This is a genomic window from Actinoallomurus sp. CA-142502 (assembly GCF_050936355.1).
GTDB lineage: Bacteria > Actinomycetota > Actinomycetes > Streptosporangiales > Streptosporangiaceae > Actinoallomurus > Actinoallomurus iriomotensis.
Genome location: NZ_JBNJMY010000001.1, coordinates 3,473,624 through 3,487,200 on the forward strand (window position 1 = coordinate 3,473,624; position 13,577 = coordinate 3,487,200).

Consider the following 13,577-nt stretch of genomic DNA (forward strand, 5'->3'; position numbering starts at 1 on the left):
AAGCTAGGAGGGCGCGTGACGAACGCGCATGAATATGCCCCCGTGCCGTCGGATGAGAAGCGGGGGATCCGATGAGTCATCCACACCCTGAGCTGGGGTCGCCGCCCGCACTGCCCGATGGCGGACTGCGGATCGTGCCGCTCGGCGGGCTGGGCGAGATCGGCCGCAACATGACGGTCTTCGAGTTCGGCGGCCGTCTGCTGATCGTCGACTGCGGGGTGCTGTTCCCCGAGTCCGAACAGCCCGGCGTCGACCTGATCCTGCCCGACTTCGACTACATACGGGACCGCCTCGACGACATCGAGGGCATCGTGCTGACGCACGGGCACGAGGACCACATCGGCGGCGTGCCGTACCTCCTGCGCGAGCGGCCCGACATCCCGCTGATCGGTTCGCGGCTCACGCTGGCGCTGCTGGAGGCCAAGCTCACCGAGCACCGCATCAAGCCGACCACCGTTCAGGTACGCGAGGGGGAGACGCGGTCGTTCGGCCCGTTCTCCTGTGAGTTCCTGGCGGTCAACCACTCCATCCCGGACGCGCTGGCGGTCGCCATCCGTACGGCGGCGGGCCTGGTCCTGGCGACCGGCGACTTCAAGATGGACCAGTTGCCGCTCGACGGCCGGCTCACCGACCTCGGCGGCTTCGCCCGGCTCGGCGCCGAGGGCATCGACCTGCTGCTGTCGGACTCCACGAACGCCGAGGTCCCGGGGTTCGTCACCAGCGAGCGTGACATCGGCATCGTGCTGAGCGACGTGCTGCGGATCGCGCAGAAGCGCGCCATCGTCGCCTGCTTCGCCTCGCACGTGCACCGCGTGCAGCAGGTGCTCGACGCCGCGCACGAGAGCGGCCGCAAGGTCTGCTTCGTCGGCCGGTCGATGGTGCGCAACATGGGCGTGGCACGCGATCTCGGCTACCTGCGGGTACCCGCCGGCATCCTGATCGAGCAGAAGGAGATGGACGACCTGCCGGGCGAGGAGATCGTCCTCGTCTGCACCGGTTCGCAGGGCGAGCCGATGTCGGCGCTGTCCCGGATGGCCAACCGCGACCACCAGATCCGCATCGAGCAGGGCGACACGGTGATCCTCGCCTCGTCGCTCATCCCGGGCAACGAGAACGCCGTCAACCGCGTGATCAACGGCCTGACCCGCTGGGGCGCCCGCGTCGTGCACAAGGGCAATGCCCTGGTGCACGTCTCGGGACACGCGCCGGCCGGCGAGCTGCTGTACGTGCTCAACATGACGCGCCCCGGCAACTTCATGCCGATACACGGCGAGTGGCGGCACCTCAGCGCGCACGCGCGGCTCGCCGCGCTCACCGGCGTGCCGGACGAGAACATCGTCATCGCCGAGGACGGCGTCGTGGTCGACCTGGTCGACGGGCAGGCCAAGATCGTCGGGGCGGTCCGCGCCGGCTACGTCTACGTCGACGGCCTGTCGGTCGGCGAGATCACCGAGACCTCGCTGAAGGACCGGCGCATCCTCGGCGACGAGGGCTTCGTGTCCGTGGTGGTGGTCATCGACTCGTCGAGCGGCAAGGTACTGGGCGGCCCGGAGATCCACGCCCGCGGCGCGGGCATCGACAGCTTCGAGGCCGTGATCCCCCGTCTGGACGAGGTCCTGGAGTCCGCCGCGGCCGACGGGATCAACGACGCCCACCAGCTCCGCCAGCTCGTCCGCCGTACGGCGGGCCGCTGGGTGAACGAGTCCTTCGGCCGCCGACCGATGATCATCCCGGTCATCGTCGAGGTCTGAGAGACCTCGCCGCGCGACGCCCACAGGCGGTTCCCGGCCGGTCCCTGAGGACCGGCCGGGCGCTCCCGGCAGCGCGGCGGAGGTGGCCGGTTATCCACAGCCACCGGAGAAGCTTCCGCCGGCCGGCCTCCGGGCTGGACAATGGAAGTGGGATCGGCCCCCGGGCGGGAGGGTCTCACCGCCGGGTCTCACCGCCGGGTCTCACCGCCGGGTCTCACCGCCGGGTCTCACCGCCGGGTCTCACCGCCGGGTCTCACCGCCGGGTCTCACCGCCGGGTCTCACCGCCGGGTCTCACCGCCGGGTCTCACCGCCGGGTCTCACCGCCGGGTCTCACCGCCGGGTCTCACCGCCGGGTCTCACCGCCGGGTCTCACCGCCGGGTCTCACCGCCGGGTCTCACCGCCGGGTCTCACCGCCGGGTCTCACCGCCGGGTCTCACCGCCGGGTCTCACCGCCGGGCCTCACCGCCGGGCCTCACCGCCGGGCCTCACCGCCGGGCCTCACCACCGGGCCTCACCACCGGGCCTCACCACCGGGCCTCACCACCGGGCCTCACCACCGGGCCTCACCACCGGGCCTCACCACCGGGCCTCACCACCGGGCCTCACCACACGCGTTGGTCTCCCGGGGGCTTCGGCCGGGAGGCTCGTGGTCTCTTTTCCGCGCGACACGCCGTTGGCGCACAAGGGAACCCATCGGGCATAGCCGTTAGTCTCACCATCATGGCCACACGTACGCCAGGGGGCGCCAAACGCTCCTCAGGCACGCGTGGCAACGCGCGTAAGCCTGCGGCCCGCAACTCGGGGTCCGCCAAGCCGGCCGCCCGTAAGGCGGCGCCGGCGGCCCGTCGGCCGGCGTCCTCGGCCAAGCGTCCGGCCGCCAAACGCCCCGCCGCGAAGAGCCGGCCGCAGCGGCCCGATCCGCTCGCCCAGCTGATGCTCGGCATCTACCGCGTCATCGCCGGGGTCTGGCTGATGCTCGCCCGGTCCGTCGGCGCGGTGGTGCGCCGGTTCGGGCAGAGCGCGCGCGACCTCGACGAGGAGCACCGCAGGGACGGCGTCGGCCTGGCCAACCTCGGGCTGGCCATCGTGCTCGCCGCCGCGACCTGGTGGACGCCGCACACCGGACTGATCAAGTACTTCGGCCGCGCCGTGCGGGACGGCTTCGGCACGCTCGCCGGGCTGCTGCCGGTGATGTTCGCGCTGCTGGCCTGGCGGATGCTGCGTCATCCGGGACACAACGGCGACGGCGGGCGCCTCACCGTCGGCTGTTCCGCGCTCATCGGCGGCATCCTCGGCGTCGTCCACGCCGCGCACGGCACGCCGTACCCCGACGCGGGCGAGCGCGCGCTGCAGGGTTCCGGCGGGCTCATCGGCTGGCTGCTGTCGGCGCCCCTCACGAGCACGGTGACCGGCTGGGTCGCGGTGCCGCTCCTGCTGCTGGTGGCCGCCTTCGGCCTGCTCGTGGTCACCGCGACACCGGTGCACCAGGTCCCCGAGCGTCTCCTCGCGTTCCGCGACCGGATCCTGCTCCGCGATCCGCTGCTCCCCGAGGGCGACGAGATCGTCGCCGAGGAGGAGCAGAAGACGCGGGGCAAGAAGCGCAAACGCGACGTCGAGGTCGGCGACCACAAGAAGCCGTACGACACCCCGGTCGTCTCGGGCACCGGCGCACCGGAAGAGCCGGAAGAGGAGGAGGACGACGGCCCGAGCCTCGCCGACGACCTCTTCGAGCCGGAGCCGACCGAGGTCTTCGCGCCGCCCGAGCCGCCGGACCACACGCCGCCGCCGAAGAGCTCCGAGCAGCTCACCCTCTCCTCCTCCGGCGTCAGCGGCGATTACACCCTGCCGCCGGCCGGCAAGCTCAAGCCCGGATCGATCGTCAAGCCGCGCACCAAGGCCAATGACACCGTCGTGAACGCGCTGTCGGAGGTGCTCGACCAGTTCGGCGTGGACGCGCAGGTGACCGGCTTCACCCGTGGCCCGACGATCACCCGGTACGAGATCGAGCTGGGGCCCGCGGTCAAGGTCGAGCGCATCACCGCGCTGACCAAGAACATCGCGCTCGCGGTCAAGAGCGCCGACGTGCGGATCATCTCGCCGATCCCCGGCAAGGCCGCGATCGGCGTCGAGATCCCCAACACCGACAAGGACATCGTCAGCCTCGGCGACACGCTGCGCGCCCCGATTGCGGTCAACGACCACCATCCGATGGTCGTCGGGCTCGGCAAGGACGTCGAGGGCCGTACGGTCGTGGCCAACCTGGCCAAGATGCCGCACATGCTCATCGCGGGTGCGACCGGCGCCGGTAAGTCGACGTGCATCAACGGGCTCATCACGTCGATCCTCATGCGCGCGACGCCGGACGAGGTGCGCATGGTGCTGGTCGACCCCAAGCGCGTCGAGCTGACCTCCTACGCCGGCATCCCGCACCTGATCACCCCGATCATCACCAACCCGAAGAAGGCGGCCGAGGCGCTGCAGTGGGTGGTGGGGGAGATGGACCGCCGCTACGACGACCTGGCGGCCTCCGGATACCGGCACATCGACGACTTCAACAAGGGCGTGCTGGCCGGCAAGCTCACCGCGCCCCCGGGCAGCGAGCGGGTCTACCAGCCCTACCCGTACCTCCTGGTGATCGTGGACGAGCTGGCCGACCTGATGATGGTCGCGCCGCGCGACGTCGAGGACTCCGTCGTGCGCATCACCCAGCTCGCCCGCGCCGCGGGCATCCACCTGGTGCTCGCCACCCAGCGGCCGAGCGTCGACGTGGTGACCGGCCTGATCAAGGCGAACGTCCCGTCGCGGCTGGCGTTCGCCACCTCGAGCCTGGCCGACAGCCGCGTCATCCTCGACCAGCCCGGCGCGGAGAAGCTCGTCGGCCAGGGTGACGCGCTGTTCCTGCCGATGGGCGCGAGCAAGCCGATGCGGCTGCAGAACGCCTACGTCTCCGAAAAAGAGATTCATGACGTCGTCGAGCACTGCAAGAAGCAGGCCGAGCCCGACTACCGCGAGGACGTCGCGGCGAACGATCAGCGCAAGAAGGAGATCGACGAGGACATCGGCGACGACCTCGAGCTGCTCGTCCAGGCCGCCGAGCTGATCGTCTCCAGCCAGTTCGGCTCGACCTCGATGCTCCAGCGGAAACTGCGCGTCGGTTTCGCCAAGGCCGGACGTCTCATGGACCTTCTGGAGAGCCGTTCCATCGTCGGTCCCAGCGAGGGGTCGAAGGCACGCGATGTCTTGGTCAAACCCGACGATCTACCGGGCGTGCTGGCATCGCTGCGCGGCGAGTAGCGACGGAGATCTTGGGTAGCTGAAGTAACAGCGTTGCACGTCGCTTCCGGCGACCGGCCTTCATAGACTCAGCGGTAGCGAAGGACGATTCGGGCGACGTCATCGCGTGTACGCCACGAGGTTCCCAGGAGGTGCCGTGACGGAGCGGAGCGAGGGAACTGTCGTTGGCGACGGCGCCGGCGACGAAGGCGCGTCGAGCATCGGCGACACCCTCGCGAAGGCGCGACGGGACGCCGGGCTGACCGTCGGGCAGGTGGCCGACCGGACCCGCATCCGCGAGACCGTGATCAACGCCATCGAACGCGACGACTACACCCTGTGCGGCGGCAACTTCTACGCGCGCGGGCACATCCGCAGCATCGCCCGGGCCACCGGAATCGATCCCGAGCCCCTCATCGGCCGGTACGACGACGCGCACGGCGGATCACCGCAGGCGATCCCGGCGCGGCAGGCGTTCGAGCCCGAGACGCCCGTACGCTTCCGTGAGCGGCGCGCGCCCAACTGGAGCGCCGCCATGATCGTCGCGCTCGTCCTCGTCGCGCTCTACGGCATCGTCCGGGTCGCGACCGGGCACGACGAACACCACGCGGCCCAGCGGGCGGCGGCCCCCGCGACCGCCAAACCGGCTCCCCGCAACCACACCGTGTCGCCGTCGCCGGCGCCCCGCAAGGACGTCACCGTACGGGTCAAGGCGAAACGCGCGAGCTGGCTCAACGTCCGCGACGCCAAGGGCAAGGAGCTGTTCAGCGGCATGATCCGCGCTGGGCAGAGCGAGGAGTGGAAGTCAAAGAAGCGCATCCGGCTGCTGATCGGCAACGGCGGCGGCGTCCGGGTGACGGTCAACGGCAAGGACGTCGGCGCCCCCGGCGAGACCGGTCAGGTCATCCGGCTGAGCTACGGCCCCCGTGATCCGCTCAAGGCCGGCCACTCGCCCTCCCCACAGGTGCCGCGCAAAGGCTAACGGGTTCCCTTAGCGATTCGTACATAGCGGTCACAAGAGGGTGTTGGGTTGCTGTGGCTGCTCAAGATGGCGAAAGCGGGATGCGCTCGGGGGGTTTCCCGGGTAGGTGGTCGATGTTCTGACGAGCTGGCTTCGCTCGAATTTTCGAATCATCGTACGGAACGCTGACACGGATTGTTACTGTGCGTACATGCTTGGTTGCGTGTCATCCGGTGGTGTCGTGTGAGCCGGAAACTTCCGCTGGCTGAGGGCCAGGTGGCCCGGACCGCGACCGCCCGGATGTTGCTGCGTGGCGGGGTTGATGAGAAGACCGGTGAGGCTCTGACCGCGCGGGTGGTGGCCGAGCGGGTGGGGTGGGCTGCGGATCTGGTCGCGGGGATGGTCGCGGCTTTGCTGGCCGGGCGTTGGAATGCCGGTGATGTGGCGGTGCTGGCCGGTGGGGTGGATGGCGCCGGGTGCTGCCGTCGAATGCGTGGATGGCGTTGCGGCGTTTGGGTTGGGGTGTGGAGATCCCTGCGGGACTCAAGGTCAATGACCGGATCGTGCGGATGGCGCAGGAACAGGCCGGGCGGATCCTGCGTGGTGCGCAGCATCGCGCCCAGCTGACCGCCGGAATCTTGAGGACCTGGCCCGCCGAGGCGGGCAAACGCACGCAGGCCGAGTGGGACGCCGTCCGGGAAGCGGTCCCCGGCGGCCGGTCCCTGCCCGGCAGCGTGATCAAAGCGCGGACGAGGCAGATCACGGCCTTTGCCGACAGGCATGGGCGGTTTCCGGTGGATGTGTTCGAGCTGGAAGAGGTGCCGCGTGCGGCGCGGATGCTGGTGCTGGCGGCGGTGGACCGCCAGCAGGCCACCTTGGAACGCGCCGAAGAGGACCCGGCCAGGGTGCTGCTGCGGCTGCAACTGCCTGTGCGTCCGGATCCGTGCTCCTACGCCGACTGGGTTTGGGTGGCCTGCCCGATCACGTTGGCGCCCACCGTCCCGCCTGGTGCGGTGCTGCACCTGCCCACACTCCGCCCGCAGGGCCACAAAGTACGCGTGGACCTGGCGTTCTCTCATCCCGTCCCCAAGGCTGAGCCGATGGGTCACACGACGGCGCTGGGGGTGGACTGGGGGCTGAACACCCTGGTGAGTGCCGGGGCCTGCCGTCTGCATCCCGACGGCACCATCACCGCGTTGGGGGCGGGGGCGATGTTCCGGGCCGGTGGGGTGATGGCCCGGCAGCACCGGCTACGCCGCCACGGCGAACGCCTGCACGCCAAAACCGACACCTACGCCCGCCTCATCGGCGATCGGGAGGGTCACCACCTGGCCGCCAAGCACGCCGTGTTGGCGGCCGAACGCCGACACGTGGCCGACCGGCGGTCCGGTTTGAACGACGCGCTGGCCTGGTCGGCCGCACGCTGGGCGGTGGATCAGGCGATCGCCGTCGGCGCGAGCGTGATCTACCTAGAAGACCTGCGGTCGATGGAGGCCAAAGGCATGGGCCGCACCCTCAACACCCGCCTGTCCCAGACCGTGCGCGGGCAGATCGCCGAAAACATGCGGCACCTGGCCGCCGAGACCGGCATCGCCGTGGTCACCGTCCCCGCCCGCCACACCTCCAAGCACTGCCCGCAGTGCCTGGTCCCTTTGCGGCACTGCAAGGCACCCGACCGGCCTGCCACACCCGGATGGAAATGGGTGATCTGCCCCGACCCGCAGTGCGGCTGGCAAGGCGACCGCGACCACGGCGCCTGGCGGCGCATCGCCGCCCGTGGCCTGACCCACCAGCACACCACCACCGTTGATCGCGGCACCGGCCACATGGCCATCCCCCGCGTCATCGACACCCTCGAAACGGGCGCGGTCCTCACCTCGACCACGACCCGGCAACACCAGGCCAGCGGGGGTGATCGGTCCAAGACCGGACCCACCCCGCACCGATCCCCACGCCCCGTGCCCAGGCGACGCGGGGCACCCTCCACCCCCGGCCCCCGCGGGCCGGCGGGTCAGCGTCCGGAGGGACACGCTCACACGGACCCCAGACCGCCCCGGGCGGCCTGCCGGCACCAGGGCGCGCGCACACCCGTGCACACGATCAGCTCAAGCACCCCCACCAGTCGGAACCGTCCACGGCACCGACCCAAAGGAGCGGCACTGGGCGCAGGCTTCCACCTACACGCCCACGCCACCCCACCCCACCCCGGTGGACAGATCCCCCAGTCACAACACCCCAGATGACCACGGATCCCAAAACTGATCAGAGACGCTGACCTCCTGTCGTCCTTGCGGGACCAGTACCGTATGGGGCATGTCCACCCGTCGAACTGAGCCCGTGCTCGCCCTCGCCGCGCGCCCGGCGAGAGGGGAGCGCTCCGCGTGAGCACCGCCGACCAGTCCGCGACATCGGCGGACCGCCGCTCCGTCTCGCTCGTCACTCTCGGGTGCGCGCGCAACGAGGTCGACTCCGAGGAGCTCGCGGCGCGGCTGGAGAGCGCCGGCTGGACGCTGGACGACTCCGGTGACGCCTCGGTCGTCCTCGTCAACACCTGCGGCTTCATCGACGCCGCGAAGAAGGACTCCATCGACACCCTCCTGGCCGCGTCGGACTCCGGCGCGAAGGTCGTCGCGGCGGGCTGCCTCGCCGAGCGGTACGGCGCGGAGCTGGCCGAGTCGCTGCCCGAGGCCGACGCGGTGCTGAGCTTCGACGACTACGCCGCGATCGGCGAGCGGCTCGACGACGTCCTGACCGGCCGCGGGCACCGCTCCCACAAGCCCCAGGACCGCCGGAAGCTGCTGCCGCTCACTCCGACGGAGCGGTCCGGCACCCACGTGCACGTCCCCGGGCACGGTTCGGCGCCCGACCTGCCGGAGGGCGTCGCGCCGGCGTCCGGGCCACGGGTGCTGCGCCGCCGGCTCGGCGGCGGCCCGGCCGCGCCGCTCAAGCTCGCCTCCGGCTGCGACCGACGATGCACCTTCTGCGCGATTCCGGCGTTCCGCGGCGCGTACGTCTCTCGGCGGCCGACCGAGGTGCTGGAGGAGGCGCGCTGGCTGGCCGGCCAGGGCGTCCGCGAGATCATTCTCGTCAGCGAGAACTCCACCTCGTACGGCAAGGACCTGGGCGACCTGCGGCTGCTGGAGACCCTGCTGCCCGAGCTCGCGGCGGTGGAGGGCATCGAGCGGGTCCGCGTGAGCTACCTCCAGCCGGCGGAGCTGCGCCCCGGCCTGCTGGAGACGATCGCCACGACACCCGGTGTGGCGCCCTACTTCGACCTGTCGTTCCAGCACGCCAGCGGCCCCCTGCTGCGGCGGATGCGCCGGTTCGGCGACACCGAGCGCTTCCTCGGCCTGCTGGAGCGCGTCCGTGAGCTCGCGCCGGAGGCCGGCGTACGGTCCAACTTCATCGTCGGCTTCCCCGGCGAGACCGAGGAGGACGTCGACGAGCTGGCCCGGTTCCTCACCGCGGCGCGGCTCGACGTGATCGGCGTGTTCGGCTACTCCGACGAGGAGGGCACCGAGGCGGCCGGGTTCACCGGCAAGGTCGACGATGAGGAGGTGGCCGCCCGGGTCGCCGACCTGTCTGTGCTCGCCGAGGAGCTGACCGCCCAGCGCGCCGAAGAACGCCTGGGGCAGACCGTTGAGGTCCTCGTGGAGGAGCCCGGCGAGGGCCGCGCGGCACACCAGGCCCCCGAGATCGACGGCGTGGTGACGCTCAAGGGCGACGCGCCGGTCGGCGAGATCGTCCGGGCTCGCGTCGTCGAGGCGATGGGCGTCGATCTTCTCGCCGTCGTGGACGAGCGTTGACGGCCGGTCAGAAACCGATCGGGGCGGGAGGCGATCCGATCGCCGCTCCGGTCGCGGCGCAGGCGGGGCTGCTCAACATCGCCAACCTGCTGACGGTCGTGCGTCTCCTGCTCGTGCCGGTGTTCCTCTGGCTGCTGTTCACCGACGGCACCTGGTGGCGGATCGGGGCGCTGGTGGTCTTCGCGGCGGCCTCCTTCACCGACCGCGTCGACGGGCAGCTCGCCCGCAGCCGGGGCCTCGTCACCGACTTCGGCAAGATCGCCGATCCGATCGCGGACAAGGCCCTGACCGGGTCGGCGCTGGTCGGCCTGTCGCTGCTGGGCGACCTGTGGTGGTGGGTCACCGTCGTGATCCTCGTACGGGAGATCGGCATCACCCTGCTGCGGTTCGTCGTCATCCGGTACGGCGTCATGGCGGCGAGCCGGGGCGGCAAGCTCAAAACGATGCTGCAGGTGTTCGCCATCGGGTTCTATGTGATGCCGGGGCCCATCGACGTGCTCCGGTGGGTGACGATGGGCGCGGCCGTGCTCGTCACGGTCGTGACCGGACTGGATTATGTCGTCAAGGCATGGAGGCTGTGGGTCGATGGCCGCGCGGGTCGAACTGCTGACGGTCGGTGACGAGCTGCTGCGCGGCGACACCGCCAACGGGAACGCCACCTGGCTCGGGTGGCGGCTGACCGAGGCGGGCGCCGAGGTCACGCGCAGCACGGTGGTCCCCGACGATCTCGACGTCATCGCCGGGGCGCTGGGGGAGGCACTCCGGCGCGCCGACGCGGTCATCATGACGGGCGGTCTCGGGCCGACCTCCGACGACATGACGCGTGAGGCCCTGGCCGGCGCCGCCGGCGTGTCGCTCCACCGCGATCCCGGCGTCGAACGCCGCCTGCGCGAGCGCGCCGCCGAGCGCCACGTGCCGCTGCGCCCGGACGCCCTGCGCATGGCGGACGTGCCCGACGGCGCCACCCTGCTGCCCAACCCGGCCGGAAGCGCGCCCGGCCTGCGGCTGAGCCTGCCGGGCGGCGTGGTGTACGCGCTGCCCGGTGTGCCGTCGGAGATGCGGGCGATCGCCGAGCAGTCCGTGCTGCCGGAGCTGGCCGGTGCGGTCGTGTCCGCCTGCGTGCTGCGCACGGCGACGATCTGGGAGTCGGTGGTCGCCGACCGGCTGGCCCCGGTCGAGGCGATGCCCGGCGTCAAGCTCGCCTACTACGCCTCGCCCGGCGAGGTACGGGTACGGATCGAGGCGCGCGGCGCCGACCGGCTGGCGGCCGCGCAGGAGGCGGCGCGCGAGCTGCTCGGCTCGTCGCTGTACGGCGCGGGCGAGGTGACCCTCGACCGGGTCGTGCACGGCCTGCTGGCCGAGCGCGACGCGACCGTGGCCGTGGCCGAGTCGCTCACCGGCGGCCTGCTCGGCGGGCGGCTGACCGCCATGCCGGGCTCGTCCGCGACGTTCGCGGGCGGAGTGATCGCCTACGCCACGCCGCTCAAACACGCGCTCCTCGGCGTGCCGGAGGAGCTTCTGGCGGCTCACGGGGCCGTACATCCCGATGTGGCGGTGGCGATGGCCTGGGGCGTACGGGAGCGTCTGGGCGCCTCCTACGGCCTCGCGGTGACCGGTGTGGCGGGTCCGGAGCCCCAGGACGGGCATCCGGTGGGCACCGTGCACGTCGCCGTGGCCGATTCCGGCGGCGCCGTCGCCACATGTTCGCCGGCCCTTCCGGTGCCCGCCGACGGCGAGCGCGCGCGGGCGATGGTCCGCGAGATGACGGTCGTACACGCCCTTGACCTGCTACGGCGTGTCATGCTCGGGCTGGCGGGAAGTGATCCGTGGCCGGGCTGGGCGGAAGATCGGGAAGAACCAGGCTGATTACAGCGTTACGTCGGAAGCGAACACGAAAGCTTCGGTCTGCCACCTGCCTCGTCAAGACAGGTACGGTGGAACCACAAGAAGGGTCAGGACTCATCGGAGGGAGCGAGACATGGTCCTGCTTCGTCAGCTGCTCGGTGACGTTCTCCGGCAGCTGCGGCTGCGCCAAGGCCGTACCCTCCGGGAGGTTTCGGCGGCGGCGAGAGTGTCGCTGGGTTATCTGTCCGAGGTCGAACGCGGACAGAAAGAAGCCTCTTCCGAGCTGCTCGCCTCGATCTGCAAGGCCCTCGGGGTGCCCCTCTCACACGTCCTGCGTGACGTCTCGGACCAGCTCGCGCTGGCCGAGCTCCAGCAGGAGCCGGTGATGTCGGGTGCGCCGGAGCACGAGCGTCTCGACGGCGAGCCCATTACGGCGGACAGCATCCCGGCGACTCCGGAGACGATCGAGAGCGCACTCCGCGCCGACATGGTGGCGGCCTGAGTCAAGGTCCCGCCCACGGCATCCGATGCCCCACTCCGCGCCCGCGCGGAGTGGGGCATTCGTCGTCTGACCAGCCAACCTTTACGTAACCCACATCACGGTTATCCGCTGGATCGGGGGGAAGTTCCGCCAGTAGTGAGGTTGTCACTCTGGTGAAAGGAGACCTGGCGATGACGACGGTCAAGAGCTCGCTCTCGGATGAGGCGCGCAGGACGACCGGAACGATCTTGCAGGAGACCCTGGTCGACCTGATCGACCTGCACCTGTCCGCCAAGCAGGCGCACTGGAACCTCACCGGACGCAGCTTCCGCTCGGTTCATCTCCAGCTCGACGAGGTCGTCGACCTGGCGCGTGAGGCCGCGGACACGGTCGCCGAACGAGCGTCCGCGATCGGCGTCAACCCGGACGGCCGGGCGCGTACGGTGGCCGATCAGACCAAGCTGCACCAGTTCGAGACCGGGTGGCTGCCCGATGACAAGGTGATCGCCGCCATCACCGACATGCTGGGGGAGATGGGCAAGCGCTTCCGCGAGCGCATCGAGAAGCTCGACGAGACGGACCTGGTGACGCAGGACATCCTGATCGCGACGGCCCAGGAACTGGACAAGCAGCACTGGATGTTCGCGGTCCAGCGCTGAGCTCCGGTGGGGTCTCAGGCCCCGCCGGGCTGGCAGGTGGGGCACCAGAAGGTGACACGCTCCTGTGCGGGGCCGCCCTGGTCGGCGCGCCTGATCCGGCCACCGCAGCGCCGGCAGGTGCGCCGTCCGTACACCCACGTGGTCTCGCCGGGGCGTTTCGTGCCCGTCGTGCTCTGGTCGACGCGCTCCTTGTTCGCGTCCAGGAGCCGGCGGGCCAGTTCGACCATGCCTTCGAGGTCGTCGACCTCGCCGACCGGACGCCATGGGTCGACGCCGCGCAGGAACAGCGTCTCGGCCTTGTAGAGGTTGCCGATGCCGGCGAGCCGGGTCTGGTCGAGCAGCGCCTCACCGATCGGGCGGGCGGGATCCTCGCGCAGCCGGCGTACGGCCTCGGCCGGGTCCCAGTCGGGGCCGAGCAGGTCGGGGCCCAGATGGCCGACCACCCGTGACTCTTGACCGGTGCGGATGAGTTCCACGATGCCCAGGGAGTACCCGACGGCCTGCCACTCGGCGTTGGCGAGGACGAGACGCACCCGATGGTCGCGGGGGACCGGCGCACTCGCCGGCCGGATGCGCCAGCTGCCCTCCATGCGCAGATGCGTGTGCACCGTCAGGCCGCCCTCGACCCGGGTGAGCAGGTGTTTCCCGCGAGGGACCACCTCCAGCACGGAACGCCCGGTGAGGTCGGCGGTGGCCGCTCGCGGAACGCGGAAGTCGCTGCGCGTGAGCACGCGCCCGGCCAGCGCCTCGTGCAGGCGACGGGCGGCGGCCCAGACGACGTCACCCTCGGGCATCGCTC

General features: G+C 71.0%; 10 protein-coding genes. 9 read left to right on the forward strand and 1 reads right to left on the reverse strand.

The genetic code is table 11. From position 1 onward, the window contains the following. Positions 1-71 precede the first annotated feature (71 nt). The 9 genes from ACQEV1_RS16900 (at position 72) to ACQEV1_RS16940 (ending at position 12,778) form a co-directional block, all read left to right on the forward strand. Positions 72-1,751 carry a ribonuclease J gene (locus tag ACQEV1_RS16900; protein WP_285617512.1) on the forward strand — a complete coding sequence of 560 codons (1,680 nt, stop codon included), beginning with the start codon at positions 72-74 and terminating at the stop codon, positions 1,749-1,751. Between the two features lie 722 nt (positions 1,752-2,473). Then, positions 2,474-5,047 carry a DNA translocase FtsK gene (locus ACQEV1_RS16905; RefSeq protein WP_433394659.1) on the forward strand — a complete coding sequence of 858 codons (2,574 nt, stop codon included), beginning with the start codon at positions 2,474-2,476 and terminating at the stop codon, positions 5,045-5,047. Between the two features lie 136 nt (positions 5,048-5,183). Beyond that, the gene (locus ACQEV1_RS16910; RefSeq protein ID WP_433394660.1) at positions 5,184-6,008 is read left to right on the forward strand and encodes a helix-turn-helix domain-containing protein; all 825 of its coding nucleotides are present in this window, start codon (positions 5,184-5,186) and stop codon (positions 6,006-6,008) included. A gap of 503 nt (positions 6,009-6,511) precedes the next feature. Next, positions 6,512-8,230: a zinc ribbon domain-containing protein gene (locus tag ACQEV1_RS16915; protein WP_433394661.1), complete on the forward strand. Its 1,719-nt coding sequence runs from the start codon at positions 6,512-6,514 to the stop codon at positions 8,228-8,230. 138 nt (positions 8,231-8,368) lie between these two features. Next, complete coding sequence (gene rimO, locus ACQEV1_RS16920) at positions 8,369-9,793, forward strand: 30S ribosomal protein S12 methylthiotransferase RimO (RefSeq protein ID WP_433394662.1); 1,425 nt, start codon at positions 8,369-8,371, stop codon at positions 9,791-9,793. Then, positions 9,790-10,413: a CDP-alcohol phosphatidyltransferase family protein gene (locus tag ACQEV1_RS16925; protein WP_432705519.1), complete on the forward strand. Its 624-nt coding sequence runs from the start codon at positions 9,790-9,792 to the stop codon at positions 10,411-10,413. Before rimO ends, ACQEV1_RS16925 begins: the two co-directional genes overlap by 4 nt. Beyond that, positions 10,379-11,659 carry a CinA family nicotinamide mononucleotide deamidase-related protein gene (locus tag ACQEV1_RS16930; RefSeq protein WP_285617508.1) on the forward strand — a complete coding sequence of 427 codons (1,281 nt, stop codon included), beginning with the start codon at positions 10,379-10,381 and terminating at the stop codon, positions 11,657-11,659. Before ACQEV1_RS16925 ends, ACQEV1_RS16930 begins: the two co-directional genes overlap by 35 nt. A 112-nt stretch (positions 11,660-11,771) precedes the next feature. Next, positions 11,772-12,140, forward strand: coding sequence for a helix-turn-helix domain-containing protein (locus ACQEV1_RS16935; RefSeq protein ID WP_285580770.1), 369 nt, complete (start codon positions 11,772-11,774; stop codon positions 12,138-12,140). 170 nt (positions 12,141-12,310) lie between these two features. After that, positions 12,311-12,778 (forward strand): Dps family protein, encoded by a 468-nt coding sequence (locus ACQEV1_RS16940; protein ID WP_285617507.1) that lies wholly within the window; start codon positions 12,311-12,313, stop codon positions 12,776-12,778. A gap of 14 nt (positions 12,779-12,792) precedes the next feature. On the opposite strand, the gene ACQEV1_RS16945 is transcribed toward ACQEV1_RS16940, so the two are convergent. Next, entirely contained in the window at positions 12,793-13,572 is a 780-nt protein-coding gene (locus tag ACQEV1_RS16945) for a DNA-formamidopyrimidine glycosylase family protein (RefSeq protein WP_433394663.1), read from the reverse strand. Between the last annotated feature and the right edge of the window lie 5 nt (positions 13,573-13,577).